This is a genomic window from Legionella sp. PC1000, from assembly GCF_014109805.1.
In the GTDB taxonomy this organism is placed as follows: domain Bacteria; phylum Pseudomonadota; class Gammaproteobacteria; order Legionellales; family Legionellaceae; genus Legionella; species Legionella resiliens.
On sequence record NZ_CP059400.1, the window covers coordinates 3,861,265 to 3,881,563 of the forward strand.

A 20,299-nucleotide genomic window follows, 5' to 3' on the forward strand; every position below is an offset into this window, starting at 1 on the left:
GTATGTTAAAATTATTGCAAATGGCCAATAAATATCGTTCCCTGCAAAACTTTATTGGTTTAGGTTATTAATTACCTTACTACTAATCAGCTCAATAATAGTTATTGCCTTATCATATTCAAGTACAGACTTATTATCAAAAACCATAGTTTCAACAAACTCTTGATAGCGTTTGTTCCATTCTGTTTTAGACTTTAGTAGTGCCAAAGATAGTATAATTTCATCGCTCGGATTAATAGAATATTCAGGGTGCTGGTTTTTAAATTGTTTAGCATCGTTTATTACTATGTCTTTTGCTAAAGTAAAAAAGATGCTGTGAATTTTATCTGCTTGCTGAATAGCATTCAGATCATAAACATGGCGAATTAACGATTTATCATCCTCATGATGCCCACGTTCAATCGCAATAATACGTCGAGTTAGCCCAACCCATTTTTCAATGGCCGTTTCATCTACAGTCACACAAGATGTTAAACAAGGAGGTAATAGAACCACATTCTTTAAATTAGTTTCGATCAAGGTTTTAACAGGTAAATCTACAACATCACGACGAACATCAGACAAAGTAAATTCCAATAATATATGCGGCCTTAATCCTACATCAGTTGCAAAACTTGATGGGTAGGTGAGATCAATTCGCGAATACCGCCCCTCATTGCGCACTATTGGCTCACTTGCAGTTAGACCAGCCACCAGATTAATTTGTGACTGGATATAAGCTCTAAACTGCTTTAGCTCTTTCAAAAAACGAGTTTTACTAAAAGGTATTTCAACTTGTTTTGGTTGAATTTTAAAATCTACATCTTCTGACATCCGATGTACAATCTGATGTGCTTTTGCTAAACATGTACCGCCGCAAAAAACTAATCGAAAGTATTCATTTTCTAGGTTAGAAAGAGTATGAATCACTTGAGTAACATAATAGTCTTTCTCGATAACAGACGCCCTTAGCCTAATATGTGCCTGAGTCGCTGCAATTAATTCTTTTAGCTCAGCACTATTTAGCATTGATATTTTTCTCAAAGATTAACATGTTATTGCCATAGCCTATGCGCCGACGGCATCTACTCTTAAGTCTTATAATATTTCCTGCAGGTATCTGGGTTGTTTTTCCAGCATTATATTCTTGCTCAGCACTACCGGGCTCAAATGCAACATTTAAACGTTTTAAAGCCTCCCGGAGTGTAGAATCTATGCCATTTTTAATAAGAGGGATATCTGTATATTTTGAAATATAGGCCTTAGCATATACACCGGAGCTAATTTTAACTAATTTTTTCTCGGCAACTAATTCCTTAAGTACACGGCTTATTTGGCGATAGGAACCCAGATCGCTAAAATCTTGGCGCAGCACTATACTCCCACGAATTGTTTTGAGTCGGTTACGCGCTTTATATTCGATACTATCTTGGTATTTCACTTTCATAATTTGCGCCAATTTAGGACATATAATATATTGTAGCATACATAATAAAATCGTCAATTTGGGACATATATAAATGCTTTTTAATCTTCCTAATATCTTTGGACGGATTTGAATATCAGATTTATTCTACTGGCAACACTTCATAGCCACTTGATTTAATGCAAAAAAATAAAGAAGACCTATACTTATTAATAACAGCTCATTGATGTGATTGATGTGAAGCGTGAATTATATGAATCGAGCAGGTGAACATGAGTACACAAATCAAATCCAAGAAAAGAGTTATAGAACATGGTGAGGTTTTTACCTCGGAACGAGAGGTAAATGCCATGCTTGACCTTGTCAAACCAGAAACCGAAAGAATTGAATCTCGATTTTTAGAACCTGCTTGTGGGACAGGCAATTTCTTAATAGAAATATTGCATCGTAAGCTGAATGTAGTTGAGCACCGATATAAAAAAAGCAAGCGAGAATACGAACGTTACGCTGTGTTTGCAGTTTCCTCCATTTATGGTATTGATGTTCAGGAAGATAATGTCCTTCAGTGCCGAACTCGCCTATACAATTACTTCAATGAACAATACACAAAACTGTATGGAAAAAATTGTATTCAAGAGTGTAGAAATTCCGTACGTTTTATCTTGGAACTTAATATCGTGTGGGGCAATACTCTGACCATGAAAGCGGAGGACACAGAAGAGCCGCTTGTTTTTTCAGAATGGTCTGCTGTTAATGGTAGCATGTTGAAGCGCAGAGATTATTTATTTGAACATCTAATAAGCCACCAATCTGATGATGGTTCGGCTCACAGGGCATATTCAAGTTTAGAACAAAATACAGATGCTCGTCCGATACAAGAATTTCCCCTCACACATTTTTTAAGGTTGTATCAAAATGTATGAGGCACAACAACAATACAATCCAGATATACTAAGCTTTATTGCTAACCTGAGCAGCGATGAAGTTTTTACACCCCCATCAGTTGTTAATCAAATGCTAGATCTTTTGCCTGAATATATTTGGCAAGAGAAAGATATGACATTTTTAGATCCTACGTGTAAATCAGGAGTTTTTTTACGCGAAATAGGTAAGCGTTTATTGCGTGGCTTGGAACAAGAAATTCCTAACCTTCAAGAACGTATAAATCATATTTATACAAAACAACTATACGGAATTGCTATCACGGAATTGACAGCGCTGTTGGCTAGACGCTCCATTTATTGCTCCAGGTTTGCCAATAGCTCATATTCCGTAATAACTGCATTTGACAACCCCGCTGGCAATATCATTTTTAATTCTATAAATCATAATTGGCATAAAAAAAAATGTACTTTCTGTGGCGCAAAACAAAGCTTGTATGAGCGTGGCAATGAATTAGAAAGCCATGCGTACCAATTTATCCATACCAGCACACCGAAGGAGATATTTAATATGAAATTTGACGTAATCATAGGAAATCCACCTTATCAGCTTAATGTAGGAATTGAGAAAAAAAACTATGCAATACCTTTGTATCATTTGTTTGTCCAGCAAGCTAAAAAATTAAATCCCCGGTTCTTAACAATGATTATTCAATCTCGATGGTTTGCAGGTGGTCGTGGTTTAGATGAATTTCGGTCAGAAATGCTAAACGACACTCGAATAAGAAAACTAGTTGATTATCCCAATGCAACAGACTGTTTCCCTGGAATCGATATTTCTGGAGGCGTTTGTTATTTTTTATGGGATAGAGATAATAATGGCTCTTGTGAAATCAAAACTATTAGGGGCAATCAAACAACCTCTGCTCCAATAATACGCCCTCTCCTTGAAGAAAAAGGTGATACTTTTATTCGATTCAATGAATCAATCCCTATTATACGAAAAATAGCAGCTTTTAACGAACCTACTTTTGATACGTTTGTTAGCCCTCAAACTCCTTTTGGAATCATCTCCTCATTTAAAGATTTTCAGAAACACTATTTTCCTGATGCTATAAAAATACATACCACAAGTGGCATTGGATTCATTCGCAAAGATCAATTATTGAGAAATCAGCACTGGGTTGATGAATGGAAAGTCTATATTGCTGCTGGATATGGTGAACGAGGAAATTATCCTTATAGATTCTTAGGTAAGCCTTTCATGGGAGAACCAAATAGCTGTTGCACCCAATCTTATCTACTAATCGGGCCATTTAATAATGAACAGACTTGCAAGAATGTAATGTCTTACATTCGCACAAAATTCTTTAGATTTTGCATAATGCTGAAAAAAAATACTCAACATGCAATGAGAGACAAATACGCTCTTGTCCCTATGCAAGATTTTAGCGAAGAATGGACAGACGATAAACTATATAAAAAATACAATATTACAACTGACGAAATAGCTTTTATTGATTCAATGGTAAGGCCTATGGAGATCACTGATGGGTGATAACATTTTTCCTCCAAAATCAGAGGCAAAGCCTGAAATTTACGCCTATTTGGATACTAATCCCCAATATGATGGTTTATTAAAGATTGGTTATACATGTATAGGCGCAGAGCAACGTGTTGCGCAACAATATCCTACCTTACGCCCAGGACCACCCCCCTATAAAATTGAACTTGTTGAATCTGCTATGCGAAAAGATGGTAGCGCTTTCACTGATCGTGCAGTACATAGACATCTAAGAAATAAAGGTTTTCATAATTTAGATGGCGAATGGTTTAAATGTTCCGTGTCAGACGTTAAGGCTGCCATTATTGCTATACGAGATGGTATTGAAAATGAAGATAATAGAACTCTAGATTATACTATGCGTCCTGAACAGGAAGCAGCTGTTAACAAAACTATGGCCTACTTCAAAAGTTTCAAAAAGGAAAATCCCGAAAAGACACCGCATTTCCTCTGGAACGCCAAAATGCGATTTGGAAAAACATTTGCTACATATCAACTTGCCAAACGTATGGGCTGGAAACAGATTTTGATCCTCACCTTTAAACCTGCTGTACACAATGCATGGCGTGATGATTTGCAATCGCATATCGATTTTAAGGAGTGGCAATTTATCTCAAAAGACAACCTATCCTTTGAATCAAATCTCAATAGACCTATTGTTTGTTTTGGTTCGTTCCAAGATTACATGGGTAAAAATAACGTAGGTGGTATTAAAGCTAAAAACGAATGGGTGCATAACATGCGTTGGGATTGTGTAATTTTTGATGAGTATCATTATGGTGCTTGGCGCGAAAGCGCTAAAGAGTTATTTGCAGCAGAGGATAAAAAAGAAGCTCAATATGCCGAAGGGGATGGCCTTGAGTTTTTTGATGAAAATACAATGCCAATTACCACCTCTGCCTATTTGTATCTTTCTGGCACACCGTTTCGCGCTATCGCAACGGGTGAGTTTATTGAAGAACAAATATACAACTGGACTTATTCTGATGAACAGCGCGCTAAAGAACAATGGAAAGGCGACAATAATCCCTACGAATCGTTGCCTCGTATGGTCATGTTAACTTACCAATTACCTGAGTCCATTCGGGATATTGCAATGGGGGGAGAATTTAACCAGTTTGATTTAAATACATTTTTCTCAGCTACTGGAGAAGGCTTCTCTGCCAAATTTAAGTATGAAAACGAAGTACAAAAATGGCTCGATCTGATTCGAGGCGCTTTTCTTGAAACCACGGTTGATAATCTAAAGCTCGGTGCAGAAAAGCCTCCCATGCCATTTTCAGATGTTAGATTACTCGCCCTCTTATCGCATACCTTTTGGTTTTTACCATCCGTTGCATCTTGCTACGCCATGAAAAACCTGTTGGATCAGAGACATAATAAATTTTACCATGCATATAAAATTCTTGTGGCGGCAGGCAGCAAGGCTGGCATTGGTGTCGAGGCTCTTTCACCAATTGAGGATGCTATGGAGATGCCTATTGAAACCAAAACAATCACATTATCTTGCGGAAAATTGACTACAGGAGTATCAGTTAAGCCCTGGACAGGAATCTTTATGCTGCGTAATTGCTCCAGTCCCGAAACTTATTTTCAAGCTGCCTTTAGAGTTCAAACTCCTTGGGTGATCAATAATCCGGATAACAAATCTCCGAATAAACAGGAAATTATTAAAAGGGAATGCTATGTTTTTGATTTTGCTCCCGATAGAGCGCTACGTCAGATTACAGATTACAGCTGCCGACTCAACGTTAATGAATCGAGTCCAGAAAAAAACGTAGAAGAATTTATCCATTTCTTGCCAGTTCTAGCTTATGACGGTAGTTCAATGAAGCAAATTAACGCAGCAGATGTTCTGGATATGGCTATGAGCGGTACCACAGCAACTTTATTAGCACGCCGTTGGGAAAGTGCATTACTGGTTAATGTCGATAACTATACGCTTCAACGTCTGATGAATAGCCAAGAGGCCATGGATGCATTAATGCGTATTGAAGGCTTTAGAACACTTAATCAAGATATTGAAACGATCATCAACAAATCAGAGGCCGTTCAAAAGGCAAAAAAAGAAGCGAGTGAACGCGAACTCAATGACGGAGAAAAGCGCGAATTGACCTCCAACGAGAAAGAGTATAAAAGGTTACGTAAGCAAATTCAGGAAAAGCTAATAAAATTTGCCACTCGAATTCCTGTATTCATGTACTTGACCGATTATAGAGAAAAAAGTCTTAAGGACGTTATTACCCAGCTTGAGCCTGGGCTTTTCAAAAAGGTAACTGGCTTAATCGTTAAAGATTTTGAGCTTTTGGTTAGTCTAGGGGTATTTAACAGCGCCCTCATGAATGATGCTGTTTACAAATTCAAACGATATGAGGACGCAAGCCTAATATATACTGGTATTAACCGACACGAAAATGAAAGTGTTGGTTTGTATGAAACTGTCATTAGCGCAGAAGAATACCGTGATGGTATTTCCAATAGCCATTAGTTATTACAACTTTAGGTGCTGAGTGCTTCTTCCAAATTAATTATTTTCCTCAATGGCAAATAAAAACCACCATCATCAGTATGCAAAAGCACATTAAATAACAATCGACTAATAATCGATTGAGGTAAATTATGATCTCTGCGGTAAGCTTTCACATCCCAATTTTGAGTATAAGCACGCTCAAAGTTTCTTTCTATATTACCAACTACAGCATTAGCTGCTTGTCTTTTACTAATGCTCCCTTGAGTCCTCATATAATATGCAGCCGTATTGCTTACTGCAGTCCAAATAAAACCATAGACTTGTGCAACTGAATATTGCTCAAGAGCTTTTGTCAATACTAATTTAGTTTTATCTCCAGGCGAAAAGGGCAGCTTATGTTCTTCCATTTTATATTTTAAATAGGCTAAACATTCACTCAGTGAAATTTCTTTACAAAGCTCTATAACTTCATCGTAATTAGCTTCAAGAAAATCTGTCGCTGCTAATTTAGCTTCTAGAAGAATAGTAAATTCTCTAAAAGTCTGCCCTACAGGTAAGGGCAAAAGCCATTTTACAGAACTGGGATAAAAAGAAAAATTATTACCTTCTTTTAATGTAAGGGTCTCGAGATGTGAAAAGGGAGCTATTGCTATACATCCATTCCTATAAAGCTCGTCTATAAAATCTATATTATCATCTTCATCGGGAGAAAGACGATCATTTTTGCCATTTAAATACTCATTAATGTAGGTTAAATCCTCATTAGCTCCGTAGCGAATCAAAGACAATAATAGTACAGACAATCTTACATCCAATCGTTCCATTGAGAGAGGAAAGTTTTTTTGTTGCTCTATAAATTCATACGATATAACGCGTTGTTTTTTTTCATTAAGGATCACTTCTTCATCAGCTAGACAATCATTGCACGTCCAATCATTTATTTCCATCTTAGAATGATAATCTGTCCGATTTACATATTGATACGGTACGGAACAAAAAGAGCAAATAAGAGAACTTGAATATGCACAACTATATTCTTTCGCTATATGAGTGACTTTAGTAGAAGAGAGTCCATATTTTTTACCAATTTCACTGGTATTATGCAAAAACGCTCCTTTATTGTCTATTTCCCAGTAATCAGCACATATTTGAATAATTTCTGGTCTATTATCAAAACAAGTAACTTTCATTATATCTCTCTTTTTTATTTATTTTTATTAGCTACCCCTCCCTGTGTCGGCACAGTCTTAGCTAAAACGTATACCGTATAATCCTAACGGACTAAGTTTATAAAAAAACAAATAAATATCCAGTGGAAATTAAATTGAGACAACAAAATATAATGAACGCGCTTCATCTGATCGTTGGCATAAGAAGTGTAATACAATCCCTATGATTGTAGTGTTTTTTCAAAGTACATTTCAAAACATCCTGCATTACACTTTAAGATAAATTGAAAACCACAGTTTATAATTTTCCATTAGAAGAAATATATTCACTTATTTCATCTAATTTACGACCCATATCAACATGCTCTATTAGTTTACGCTGAGCATCTACTATAGACATTAATCTTTGGCCCTCTTCAGGCAAAATATGTCCAGACGCTATTGATAACATTATCATCCTGCCAATTGCCGATAAATTATCAATCTTTTCAAAATCACACTCATCCAGTTTAAGTTGTATTGGTTGACTGGTGGCTTTGGGTATTAGGCGATCTAAACATAATTTTAATGCGTTAATATCACCAGAAAGAGCCAACTCAACAGCTTTATTCACTAATTGCTCTGCATGAGGCTCTAATAATTGGGATAGCTGAGTACGCCTATTTCGAATTCCAGGCTTTCTACCCGCTGGATTTCCTGAGTGTCCTTTTTGAAACTTCGCCATAAGGTCTCCTTATCTGCATTTTTCCTGTACTTTGCAGGAAGATGCTCAATTTCATTAAAGATGCTCAATAAAAATTATTTGAGCTTCTTTAGTTATTATGAGCATCTTCATTTAGGTTAAGTTGCCATAACCAATGCCCGCTTCCATTCTTATATGATTTGATTTCTAATGCCTGTTTTGCTCTGCGTACAGTAGCCCATGAGATATTTGCAATTTTACTCTCATTTTTAACATCTGCTTGGGGTAGAGGCTTATCTTTAAGCAAGTTAATTAAAAATTTTTTGGTATCCTCCAATTTACTACCACTTTGAGCTAATTCAATATCAGTTAACAGTTCTTTTGCTGTGCCTTCTATTTTTTCACCCCAAGTTACATAGGAAGTAGATATATTAGAGTTATCTTCAAGCATGCCTTGCTGTAATTCATATTCAAAACCATCCTCATCTGAGCCTATATTTGACTTAGCACGCATAAAAATACGTACAGCATTACCGTTTTCATTTTTATGTTGAGATTTTGCAGTGATGAGAACTATTCTAGCCAAAGCACCGAAAGCAAGGCTACCAGTTATCCTTTCTACTGGATCACGACCTATTGTACCTTTTGAAAAGTGGGTAATTCCGATTAAAGTAATTCCAAAATTCGTAGCTAAGTCCGAAAGAGGTTGCAAGCTTCTTCTCACTTCTGCATTTTTATGGCTATCTCCAGAAATAGCAGAAACAATAGGATCAACGACTAATAATTTAACATTGCCAATTTCCATTATTCTTTTCTTTAAAAGCTCCATATCAAATGCAGGATCAAAAGCTCTTTTTACATTTCTGCCAGTTATGCCTGTAACAAAATAAATATTGGACCTCAACGCATTAGCTTTAGCTAGTCGTGGAATTAAGGTATCACTTAGACCATCTTCACCACTCCAAATTACAACATTACCCTGTATTGATTTTGTTCCGTCAGGCCAAAATCCCCCACGGCTTATTATGGCTGCTAAATCCATACATATCGTTGTTTTACCTGTCCCAGGAGCGCCACCCAATATATGCACTTTTCCTGACGCAAGCCATCCTTTCCAAAGCCAAGAAATATTTTCGGGCTTGATATCTAGCGCACATATGGTTTCTACCCTTGTTACTGATTCATCTGGTTCTCTTATGTCGATCTTTTTAGCACTATCTATGGCATTTTTTACCGCTTTACATCCTTCAATTTCAAGCATTTCATTAAAATCAGTTAAGTCATTATCTTTACTAAATACAGGAATAGCTAAAAAGCCACTAATTCTTGTGGCAGCTTTTACTGCAGCCTCTATAGGTAGATTAGTATTTTGTTTCAAATCGGCAAGAATGATAATTTTTGCATTAGGATAATCTTTTCGGCATTGCTCACTGATAGTTGGTAAACGACTAGAAGAAAGGGCTGCAATACCTATGTGACCACTTGCATTTGAAGCAGAATCTACTGTTGCCATACCTTCACCAATAAGAATTACTCCATCAAATTGATCTGAAACAGGCAACGATTGAGTCGTCCAAACACCTTTCTTTAAGCTACCTCTGCCAGGAAGAAATGCTTTTAAACCTGTATCATCAATAAATTGTAGCGTTACAATCTCATTCCCTTCTTTAATAGGAAGCACTAATAAATTACCGGATAATTTACCACCCTTGGATTTTAAGGAGTAACCAAGAATTTTTTTGATTTCTGTGGAAGTAATTTGTTTTATTTCTGATCCAAGAGAAATATTTTTTGCAATTAAGTACGGATGTTCTAAAGATGCCGGTCTTGAATCATCCCATATTTTTCTTGCAGTAATTGTTATTGGATATGTGTCAGAAAGTTTTTCCTCATCAACTTTTTTGCGCTCCCACTGATCTATAGACTTATCTAGCATTGAATAACCATATTTTTTTGCGGTATGGAAGAGAGTGCCTATAGTAATTCCTCCATAAACTCTAATACTTTTCCATACTCTTTTAATATCTTCAGAATCATAAGATGTCGAACTTTGGCTCCACTCATTCCATACCTTAAATCCGTCCTCCCCAAGAGCAGATTTAATTGCCATTCCCATATTTACCCAAATATCTCGTTCATCAGCAGGGATATAATTCAGTGCTTCTGAAATATGTGTAACATTATTCATATCGGCACCTTAGTAAAAACCAGTTTCAATGAGCTTAAGAATATCCTCCACTCTCCAAGCAGTAATTCGAGGACCCAATTTTACTGGCTTGGGAAAACGTCCACTCTGAATGCCTTTCCACCAGGTGGATTTTCCTACTGGGATCAGCGCTGGAATAGGAGGAGTACTTTTTTTATTCCCAATAATTTGTGGAAGTCTAAGATAACCAGTTTCAGGAAGTTGATTTTTTAAAATTATTTCCATGTTAAAACTCCAGTAAGCCTTAATGGCCGTTGTTGAACACAGAAATAAAATTAAAAGAATATGGGTTTTGTCACATTACTTTTCGTTTGTCAGAGCATTTGTCAAATCTAACTTATTGAATTTTCTAAGTTCTTCATAAAAGTCTGACAAGACCTTTGTCATAATAGTTACTTCACGAGTGTCAACTCCTAAGGTAAGAAGCCATTCCTTTAATTCACCTGTCTTTTTTATTTGAGATTTTCTTGTTCGCGTTGCTTTCCACGTAGGATATTTAGCAATAGCAGTTTTTATCAATTGCTCAAAATTACTCCAGTAAGCACTTTGAGATAAATCTATTTCCTCATTTTCAATTTTTTTTGTTTTAAGTAAAGTATCTTCAAACTTAAGTTTATCAGTCCATAAATCTCGATAACTAACTTTTTGTAACGGGGGAAGATGATTACGAGTGGATTGAGAAATAATTTTTACTGAGTCTGGCATTGCGGCCCTTATTTGCTCTAATTCGCCAGGAGTTAGCCTTTGCAACGAACTATTATTATGATTAATAACATATATCGGCAATTGGGCTGTAATTCCCAAAATCATGGCCTCTTTAATTTCTTGCTCTTTTTCTAAAAGGTATATGTCTTTATCTATATTCATTAGTGACACCTATTAATTTATTTTTAAAAAATCTAAATAATTAGCCCAATCCTGCATCATTTTCCTTCGCTCAACTAAATGAGCAGTTCTGTTATAAGCTCGACCATTAGGATCACGAACTGCATGTGCAAGTTGATGCTCAATAATGTCTGGGCGTACAGCAAGAACTTCATCAAGTAATGTCCTCGCAGTAGCTCTAAAACCATGGCCTGTGGCTTCCTCCTTACTAATTCCTAATCGGCGTAAAGCAGCCAAAATAGCGTTATCGCTCATTGGGCGAGCATTACTTCTAGCCGAAGGAAACACAAAAATACCGTTACCGGTCAGAGGGTGAAGTTCTTTTAATATTGCTAGAGCTTGGATAGCTAAAGGCACGATGTGAGGAGTATCTGTTTTAGTAACTATATAACTCCAACGAGCATCATCAAAATCAATATCAGCCCATTTTGCATGGCGTAACTCCCCAGGCCGCACAAAGACTAATGGTGCTAAACGCAAAGCACACCGGACTATCAGAGAACCTTCATAGCCGTCAAGAACTCTCAATAACTCGCCAAAGTGTTTAGGATCAGTCTGTGCAGCAAAATGCTTCGTCTTTACTGGGGGTAAAGCACCTTTCAAATCTTGGGATGAATCTCTTTCAGCCCTCCCTGTAGCAATTGCATAACGAAAAACCTGCCCACAGTTACTTAACGCGCGGTGAGCAGTTTCCAATGCACCACGTTCTTCAATTCGGCGGATTACCGATAGTAATACTGGCGGGCTTACATCAGTGATGGGCTTATTGCCTATCCAAGGAAAAATATCACGCTCAAAACGTTGAATTATTTTATCAGAATGGCTCTTAACCCAATTTGATGAGTATTTTACAAACCATTCTCTAGCGATTATTTCAAAGCTATTCGCTGAACGTTCATGCTCTACTTTCTTCATGACTTTGATACTCGCCGGGATCAATACCATCAGCAAGCAACTTCCTGGATTCGTCTCTTTTATCTCTGGCTTTAGCTAGGGATACATCAGGATATACCCCCAATGCCAACAATTTTTCTTTACCACCAAAACGGTACTTCATGCGCCAGTATGTACCCCCTTTAGGGGTGACATAAAGAAACAAACCTTTTTCATCCGCGAGCTTATAAGCCTTTTCTCTTGGCTTAGCATTGATAATACGAGTATGGTTTAACGCCACTTGGGGGTATCTCCTTTTTTACTTATCGATATACCCCAACAAATACCCCCATTAGAGTTTGGATGCAGGGGGTACTTATTGGATGATAGTGGACGTATATTAGGATGAAAACCTAGTATTTACAAGAAATTATGGATGTTATTGGATAGTCTTGGAAAGTAAATTGGTGGAGGCGGCGGGAATCGAACCCGCGTCCGCAAATCCTCTGCCTTCAGCTCTACATGCGTAGCCGTGTCTTTTAATTTAACTGTGCACTCTCCGACCGGCAGGATACTACACAGCGATTCCCTGAATTTCGCGCCTTAATACGGGATGGATTAAGACACTAGCTTATCTCTTATGACCGTTGATTCGATACCGATAAGCGGGCTCGGTCGAACGGGATACTGGGTTTATTGGCCAGTACACTGTGATGGTTTGTCTAAAGTGCTTATTAGGCAGCGATAGCTTCCCCACCAGCAAAGTTTTCATCGTTTGCATTTATATTTAGTTTGAGTCTGATTTACGAGAGTTCTCATTCTCGGCATGCACCTCTGGTTTTGCAACCCACGTCGAAACCAGGTCGCCCCCTTTGTACACTTTAAGTATAACATAAAATGGGGGTAGATCAGCAGCTTTCTTTGAATTCGTAGAAAGAGTTCTTGATGAGAGATGTCTGGATCCCGCGGACAAGCCGCGGGAAGTAGTTTACTGGGCGGAAAATCGTTAGCTAACGGGAGGTACTCAGCATGCTTAGAACGGTCTTCGCCCAGGCTTTCCTTACCCCTGAATCCCATTATGACGCAACAACGCATCCACCGTTGCCGGGCGGCCTCTGAATTCTTTGTACGCTTCGGCCGCTTTCTTTGAGCTGCCTGCTTCCAAAATGTAATGCAGGAAATCATGTCCGGTTTTGGGATTGAGTACGCCTTCTTCTTCAAAACGGGAAAACGCATCGCTGGATAAAACTTCCGCCCAACTGTAACTGTAGTACCCTGCAGCGTATCCGCCCCCAAATATATGGCTAAAACTCTGGGGAAAACGATTGTAGGGAACAACAGGAATCACACTGGTTTTAGAGCGTACGTCAGCGAGGATATTCTCAACAAGGAAATCCTGCTTGGGTGAATATTCTTGATGAATACGAAAATCGAATATCGAAAATTCCATCTGCCGTAACATCGCCATTGCTGATTGGAAATTTTTTGCAGCGATCAAACGTTCAAAAAGGGTCTCGGGAAGCGGCTCACCGCTGTCTACATGCGCGGTCAAAACATCCAAACCACTCTTCTCCCAACACCAATTTTCAAAAAATTGGCTGGGTAACTCAACAGCATCCCACTCTACCCCATTAATGCCTGAAGCGCCCAGATAATCGACCTGGGTTAAAATGTGATGCAGGCAATGACCAAATTCGTGGAATAAAGTAACCACTTCTTCATGCGATAACATCGCCGGTTTGTTGGCGGATGCTTTGGCAAAATTACAGGTCAAGGTTGCGATGGGCAATTGTACTTTGCCATCTTCCAATCGTCTGCGGCTTTGTAATGAATCCATCCATGCGCCGCTGTGTTTGTGCGGTCTGGCAAATAAATCGGTAAACACGTAACCACGAACGTTATTGTGTTCGTCGACCACACAATAGCATTGTACGTCTTTATGCCAAATATCGACGCCCTTTACTTCTTCAATGGACATCCCATAAAGTTTTTTAACAAGAGCGAACACACCTTGCATGACCTTAGGTTGAGGAAAATAGGGGCGTAAATCTTCCTGTGACAAGGTAAATAATGCTTGTCTGCGTTTTTCAGACAAATACGGTACGTCCCAAGGCTTTACGGGTTTAAGCTGGAATTTTTCCTCAGCAAAATGCTCCAACTGTTTGAACTCCGTTGTTGCTTGCGTGTGGATGCGCTGGACTAAATCATCCATAAAATCCCTGACCTGGCCGGTTGATTCCGCCATTTTTGTGGCAAGCGACAATTCGGCGTAGTTGTTGAACCCTAAAAGTTTGGCTTTTTCATGACGTAATGCCAAAATTTCCTGAATCAAAGGGGTATTGTCATAAGTTCCCGCATTAGGGCCTTGATCGGATGCCCGGGTAATAAAGGCTTGGTACATTTCTTCGCGTAACGCACGATCTTCGCCATAAGTCATCACTGCTTGATAACAAGGATATTCCAAAGTCAGTACATAGCCTTCAAGACCTTTTTCAGCAGCAACTTCTTTGGCAGTATTTAAAGCGTGTTCGGGCAGCCCTGCCAAACGTGCTGAATCTTTGATGTGTAAGGTAAAGGCTTGGGTTGCATCCAAAATATTGTGTTCAAATTTATTGGTTAACTCGTCCAGGCGCGTCTGAATTGCTTCAAAGCGTTTTTTATCCTCCTTTGCCAAAGCAACCCCTGATAATTCAAAATCACGCAAGCTGTCAGCAATCAGCTTTTGTTGCACTGGATTTAATGCGTGTTGGTCAATTGATTTAATGGCTTCATACAATTCATGATTGTGACCCATTGCGGATTCATACGCGGAGAGGAGCGGCAAGCAGGCATCATAGCATTTGCGTAGCTCGGGTGAATCCATGACCCCATGCAAATGGGACATAGGCGACCAAAAACGTTCCAGTTCATCCGCCATATCATCCAGGGGGTACATTAAGTTATCCCAGGTATAATGAGGATTTTCTTTGAGTAAGCGGTCAACCTGCTCCAAATGCTTTTTTAACATGGCTTCTAGATGAGATTGAAAATGATTGACATCGATACGGCTGAATTGGGGTAATCCTACAGTTACTGACATGCTTTACCTTTAAAAATAGATACAAGACCTAAAGCATAACATTCAATTGGGAAAGCCTCTATACCTCAATGAAATCATCGAGATAGGAGATTATCAGAAATTAAATACAACAAAGTGCCGTATCTAGACCCATATCCTCTTCCTCATTCTTATCCAAATCTACAGTGGATGGCGCTTTCGTGCTAAAAAGGCCTAGTTTGGATAATGCAGAGGAACGATCGAGCGTATCCCTGGGTCGTCTTTTGGCCACTTCTTCAGTAAGGGCAAAATTTATAAGACAAATTGAAACCAAGATAAGTGCCCCGAGGAACGGCAAAATTGGATTCACAGCAAATATGGGAAGAGCCATACACATCCCTATAAAAATAAAAACCGTAGTCGCGACATGCGAGCCTAAGCGAAACTGTTCTAAAGCGATTTGATTCTCTATGGCTTCAATATGCTCCCTTATTTGTTTTTGTTCTTTCCTGCTCCCTGCGCTATCGAGCATGACTTCATATTGCGATCTAAGTTCATTTAAACGGCTTAATTCGATATAAGCTCGGGTAATAGCCCAAATGACATCAAAAGCGAATACAGCAAGGGACACGTAAAATGCAAAAGGAGCTAATGCTCCGGTTAAATAAAATGTATTAATCAGACCTGCACCAGCCCAAACAATATCATTTCCAAATTCAAAATAGCGCCTTTTAATTTGGGCACTAAAGCGCACCATCCAACCTAATGACTTTTCGTGGTCATCCATCCACCAACCAGGAATAGTATGCTTCAATAAAGAATAGAAATTCACCGCCAGACGCGGTAACCAAAAAAACCAAGACAAGTGCATAAGAAACGGATCCATCGCTGTATCCATGATTTTCACAAACCGAAGGTATGATTTTGATTCTGTATGGACCAAAGCAAAAAGATCCAATGCTCGCTTTGAACGAACAATGAAGAGACGCCATAAATTGATGTCCAGGATGGTATTGCGTAATTCTTGAGTGAAAGAAAAATTTTCAGGGAGTTGTTTGGGCTTTGGGGGGAAACCGGGAATAAGTTCTGCCAATAATTCACGGTAGAGATTTTGTTGCGTACGCAAGCGAAGCACTTCTCTTGGTATGTCCATGTAGTATTGATAGATGTGTTCCAAGAGTTCGGCCATCATCAATGCGGCAATCAATTGTTCGCGTAGTTCTTCCCGATCTATGGGTTTTGGAGAGAGGAATTTAGCCCTGAGTTGTCGCCCCAAAAGACTATATTCCAGGTTCATCACTAAATGCATTGGAATGATTTGACGATAAAAATCAGGACCTAATTTTTTAATGTTTTCGGTGAACGTCCAATTCAAAGGACTTTCAGCCTGAGCAAGAGAGAGCTCAGGAAAAGTTTCATGCAAATGTCGAATTAGTGGGGTCATGATGTCCTAAAATAATTTTTTGGGATATCAAATAGACAATTTTATATTAATCATTTGCTTACTGTCTATAAATAACTTTAAAAGTAAAAAAATAGACCTAATTATATATAAATCTGTACAAAAAGAAAATTTATGAACTGTTTACTTTTTTTATTGTTTCTATGATCTGGAATTAGGCAATAATAAGGGCGATGTTGTTCACCATCGAGTAAGGCCATGATTCGACTTATTCGATCTATACTATAGTTAAGCTATTTTATCGTTTTAGTATGCTCATAAAACATGAAAATAGGGCAAAATTAAGTCTTTTTGAAAAAAAATAGTCAAAATGAACTAGTTTTCTTGATGATTCATGTCTTCTGAGCGACAATAGCACACCTAGTTAAGTGCACAAGAGAACCCATGAATCTTTCCAAAGAATTAGCTAATGCCATTCGCATGTTAAGTGTAGACGCAGTAGAGCAAGCCCAATCAGGACACCCAGGAATGCCCTTAGGCATGGCCGATATTGCTACCGTTTTATGGAAAAAGTTTTTAAAACACAATCCGAAAAATCCGCATTGGTTTAACCGCGATCGTTTTGTATTATCAAATGGGCATGGTTCCATGCTGATTTATTCATTACTGCATCTGACCGGATACAACCTTTCATTAGATGATCTGAAGCATTTTCGTCAACTCAATTCGAAAACGCCTGGACACCCGGAGTTTGGCCATACTCCTGGAGTAGAGACCACTACTGGCCCTTTAGGACAAGGCCTAGCCAATGCAGTAGGTATGGCTTTGGCAGAACGCGTTCTGGCAAACCACTTCAATCGCGATGATTTGCCTCTTGTGGATCACTATACCTATGCCTTTACCGGAGATGGCTGTCTCATGGAAGGCATTTCCCATGAAGTATGTTCGCTAGCGGGTACTTTGGGTTTAGGAAAACTGATTGTTTTCTATGATGACAACGGCATTTCTATTGATGGTAACGTTGAATCCTGGTTTACTGATGATACAGCACAACGCTTTAGAGCATATCGATGGCAAGTCATCGAGGCAGTTAACGGCCACGATATGGATGCGATTGAGCAAGCCATTCTTAAAGCCCAAGCCAATACCACGCAACCCACGCTGATTATCTGCAAAACAGTAATCGGATTAGGTTCCTCCGTAGCCGGTAGTGAAAAAGCCCATGGTTCTGCATTAGGGGCAAAAGACGTTGCTAAAGTGCGTGAATTTTTTAAATGGAATCATGAGCCTTTTGTTATCCCCGATACCATTTATCAACAGTGGAATCATGCCGAGCAAGGGGAAAAAGAAGAGCAACAATGGTTAACGCTTTTGAACGACTACCAACAACACTACCCTCAGGAACATTATGAGTTTTTACGCCGCATTAATGGAGATCTTCCTGATGATTGGCAAAACCAAAGCCATGCATTCTTTGAGCAGTGCCGCCATAACGATAAAGCCATTGCGACACGTAAGGCATCCCAACAATGCATCGAATATTTTGCTCGTATGCTGCCTGAAATGCTTGGTGGCTCCGCAGATTTAACTGGTTCTAATAATACCGATTGGTCTGGCAGCAAAGCCATTACTGGCGAGGACTATACAGGGAATTACCTGTATTATGGCGTGCGTGAATTTGGGATGGCTGCAATCATGAATGGTATCGCGGTCCATGGGGGATTTATTCCTTATGGCGGAACATTCCTGGTTTTTGCTGACTATGCACGCAATGCAGTACGATTAAGTGCTTTAATGAAACAACGCGTTATTTATGTCTTTACCCATGACTCAATTGGTTTAGGTGAAGACGGGCCAACACATCAGCCAGTCGAGCATGCGTCCATGTTACGAATGACTCCGGGCATGAGTGTGTGGCGGCCTGCAGATTTAATGGAAACAGCCGTTGCATGGAAACTCGCTTTGGAGCATCATAATGGCCCAACATCCTTACTGCTTTCAAGACAAAATTTACCTGCATTGCCCCATAGTGCAAACGCAGCAGAATTAATTAATAAAGGAGGTTATACCATTATGGATTGCGATGGCACCCCCGATGCCATCTTGATTGCTACGGGCTCGGAAGTTCAATTGGCACTTGCTGCTGCAGAACAAGTGAAACCACGCGGGCTTAAAGTGAGAGTGGTTTCCATGCCTTGTGCAGAACGATTTCTGGAGCAAGACCCCGGTTATAAAAATGAGGTATTGCCCCAAACCATTCATACACGTATCGCAATTGAAGCAGCCAGTTCAGCTTATTGGTATCAATTTGTTGGCTTACACGGTGCAGTAATTGGTCTGGATCGTTTTGGCGTGTCGGCCCCAGCCAATCAAGCATATCAATATCTGGATATTACGGTAGAACGAATCATTGAAACTTTGGAAAAATTAGTACAAAAACATTAAAAGCATTTTTAAAGAATTTGTAGCTTAGATGAAGCAAAGCCTGCCATTAAGTCAGGAGTAAAACACTTTTCCCTACGTCCCGCGGCTTGTCCGCGGGACCCAGAGATGGCGGGAGATCCTGGATCCCGCGGCCAAGCCGCGGGACGTAGGCACAAGTAACTTAAGGGCAGCAAATGAAGCATAACCTGAGGAACGACATCTTCGGATTATGACTCACTCGATCAGGCTACGATTGTATACTTAACTTGAGATAAGTAACTCATTACTAAAAATTGGAGAGAAGTAATATGACAATACGTGTCGCGATTAATGGCTACGGTCGCATTGGCCGTTGTATCTTAAGAGCAATTTTTGAATCTAAAAAACAAAATGAATTTGAAATCGTTGCAATCAATGACTTATCCGCCATTGAGACCACAGCACATCTGACCCGCTATGACACAACCCATGGCCCCTTCACATCCGATGTGAAAGTTGAAGGCAACATGTTAGTGATTGATGGCCATGCAATAAAAATCATTGCCGAGCGTAACCCTGCAAATCTCCCCTGGAAAGAATTAAACATTGATTTGGTTTTAGAATGTACCGGTTTCTTTACCGAGCGGGACAAAGCAATGCAACACATTACTGCAGGTGCGAAAAAAGTATTGATTTCCGCTCCGGGAAAAAATGTGGATGCCACCATCGTTTATGGAGTGAACCATCACACGCTTAAAGCATCTGATCTCATCGTTTCTAACGCTTCATGCACCACCAATTGCCTGGCACCTGTTGTGAAGCCATTAAATGACGCTTTGGGTATTGAATACGGTTTATTGAATACGGTTCATGCCTATACCAATGATCAAATGCTTTTGGATGGAAGTCATGAAGATTTACGTCGCGCTCGGGCGGCAGCTCACTCTATTATCCCCACAAAAACAGGGGCAGCAGCAGCTGTAGGATTGGTATTGCCTGAATTAGCAGGGAAACTTGATGGCTTTGCAATGCGTGTTCCCGTTCTGAATGTTTCTGTGATTGATTTAACCTTTACCGCAAAGCGTGAAACCACCGTACAAGAAGTGAACGACATTGTACGCCAAGCACAAAGCCGCATCTTACAAATTAATGATGATCCTTTGGTATCTTGCGATTTTAATCATAACCCTGCATCTTCTATTTTTGATACAACACAAACCAAGGTGTTTGGCAATCTCGTGAAAATAGTCGCCTGGTATGATAATGAATGGGGCTTTTCTAATCGTATGCTGGATACAGCACAGCAAATGATGAGTTGCTAA

Annotated in this window: 16 protein-coding genes and 1 other RNA gene; 5 read left to right on the forward strand and 12 right to left on the reverse strand. The window is 39.2% G+C overall.

The annotated features are described in order from the left end of the window. Window positions 1-51: 51 nt before the first annotated feature. Both FOLKNPGA_RS16940 and FOLKNPGA_RS16945 read right to left on the reverse strand, forming a co-directional pair. Entirely contained in the window at window positions 52-1,008 is a 957-nt protein-coding gene (locus FOLKNPGA_RS16940; RefSeq protein ID WP_182350992.1) for a nucleotidyl transferase AbiEii/AbiGii toxin family protein, read from the reverse strand. Then, window positions 998-1,426 (reverse strand): DUF6088 family protein, encoded by a 429-nt coding sequence (locus FOLKNPGA_RS16945; protein WP_182350993.1) that lies wholly within the window; start codon window positions 1,424-1,426, stop codon window positions 998-1,000. Before FOLKNPGA_RS16945 ends, FOLKNPGA_RS16940 begins: the two co-directional genes overlap by 11 nt. A gap of 251 nt (window positions 1,427-1,677) precedes the next feature. Between FOLKNPGA_RS16945 and FOLKNPGA_RS16950 the strand changes: the two genes are divergently transcribed. The 3 genes from FOLKNPGA_RS16950 to FOLKNPGA_RS16960 are packed head-to-tail and all read left to right on the forward strand — an operon-like array spanning window position 1,678 to window position 6,338. Next, on the forward strand, window positions 1,678-2,328 hold the full coding sequence (locus FOLKNPGA_RS16950) for a DNA methyltransferase (protein WP_182350994.1): 651 nt from the start codon (window positions 1,678-1,680) through the stop codon (window positions 2,326-2,328). Then, on the forward strand, window positions 2,321-3,844 hold the full coding sequence (locus FOLKNPGA_RS16955; protein WP_182350995.1) for an Eco57I restriction-modification methylase domain-containing protein: 1,524 nt from the start codon (window positions 2,321-2,323) through the stop codon (window positions 3,842-3,844). Before FOLKNPGA_RS16950 ends, FOLKNPGA_RS16955 begins: the two co-directional genes overlap by 8 nt. Continuing rightward, complete coding sequence (locus FOLKNPGA_RS16960; protein ID WP_182350996.1) at window positions 3,837-6,338, forward strand: GIY-YIG nuclease family protein; 2,502 nt, start codon at window positions 3,837-3,839, stop codon at window positions 6,336-6,338. Before FOLKNPGA_RS16955 ends, FOLKNPGA_RS16960 begins: the two co-directional genes overlap by 8 nt. An 11-nt stretch (window positions 6,339-6,349) precedes the next feature. On the opposite strand, the gene FOLKNPGA_RS16965 is transcribed toward FOLKNPGA_RS16960, so the two are convergent. From FOLKNPGA_RS16965 to FOLKNPGA_RS17005, 10 genes are all read right to left on the reverse strand, one after another. Beyond that, window positions 6,350-7,510, reverse strand: coding sequence for a hypothetical protein (locus FOLKNPGA_RS16965; protein ID WP_182350997.1), 1,161 nt, complete (start codon window positions 7,508-7,510; stop codon window positions 6,350-6,352). A 277-nt stretch (window positions 7,511-7,787) separates the two neighbouring features. Next, window positions 7,788-8,213 carry a DUF5681 domain-containing protein gene (locus FOLKNPGA_RS16970; protein WP_182350998.1) on the reverse strand — a complete coding sequence of 142 codons (426 nt, stop codon included), beginning with the start codon at window positions 8,211-8,213 and terminating at the stop codon, window positions 7,788-7,790. Between the two features lie 88 nt (window positions 8,214-8,301). Further along, entirely contained in the window at window positions 8,302-10,359 is a 2,058-nt protein-coding gene (locus tag FOLKNPGA_RS16975) for an AAA family ATPase (protein ID WP_182350999.1), read from the reverse strand. Between the two features lie 9 nt (window positions 10,360-10,368). Further along, on the reverse strand, window positions 10,369-10,602 hold the full coding sequence (locus FOLKNPGA_RS16980) for an AlpA family transcriptional regulator (protein ID WP_182351000.1): 234 nt from the start codon (window positions 10,600-10,602) through the stop codon (window positions 10,369-10,371). 75 nt (window positions 10,603-10,677) lie between these two features. Beyond that, window positions 10,678-11,244, reverse strand: coding sequence for a hypothetical protein (locus FOLKNPGA_RS16985; RefSeq protein WP_182351001.1), 567 nt, complete (start codon window positions 11,242-11,244; stop codon window positions 10,678-10,680). A 12-nt stretch (window positions 11,245-11,256) separates the two neighbouring features. Continuing rightward, window positions 11,257-12,177, reverse strand: a complete 921-nt coding sequence (locus tag FOLKNPGA_RS16990) for a site-specific integrase (RefSeq protein WP_255466009.1) — start codon at window positions 12,175-12,177, stop codon at window positions 11,257-11,259. Then, entirely contained in the window at window positions 12,158-12,436 is a 279-nt protein-coding gene (locus FOLKNPGA_RS19055) for an Arm DNA-binding domain-containing protein (RefSeq protein ID WP_255466011.1), read from the reverse strand. Before FOLKNPGA_RS19055 ends, FOLKNPGA_RS16990 begins: the two co-directional genes overlap by 20 nt. A 164-nt stretch (window positions 12,437-12,600) precedes the next feature. Beyond that, window positions 12,601-13,006: a transfer-messenger RNA gene (gene ssrA, locus FOLKNPGA_RS16995) on the reverse strand. A gap of 189 nt (window positions 13,007-13,195) precedes the next feature. Continuing rightward, complete coding sequence (locus FOLKNPGA_RS17000; RefSeq protein WP_182351002.1) at window positions 13,196-15,214, reverse strand: M3 family metallopeptidase; 2,019 nt, start codon at window positions 15,212-15,214, stop codon at window positions 13,196-13,198. Between the two features lie 100 nt (window positions 15,215-15,314). Next, on the reverse strand, window positions 15,315-16,616 hold the full coding sequence (locus tag FOLKNPGA_RS17005) for a hypothetical protein (RefSeq protein ID WP_182351003.1): 1,302 nt from the start codon (window positions 16,614-16,616) through the stop codon (window positions 15,315-15,317). A 402-nt stretch (window positions 16,617-17,018) separates the two neighbouring features. Between FOLKNPGA_RS17005 and tkt the strand changes: the two genes are divergently transcribed. Next, window positions 17,019-19,019 carry a transketolase gene (gene tkt, locus FOLKNPGA_RS17010; protein ID WP_182351004.1) on the forward strand — a complete coding sequence of 667 codons (2,001 nt, stop codon included), beginning with the start codon at window positions 17,019-17,021 and terminating at the stop codon, window positions 19,017-19,019. A 287-nt stretch (window positions 19,020-19,306) separates the two neighbouring features. After that, window positions 19,307-20,299: a type I glyceraldehyde-3-phosphate dehydrogenase gene (gene gap, locus FOLKNPGA_RS17015; protein ID WP_182351005.1), complete on the forward strand. Its 993-nt coding sequence runs from the start codon at window positions 19,307-19,309 to the stop codon at window positions 20,297-20,299.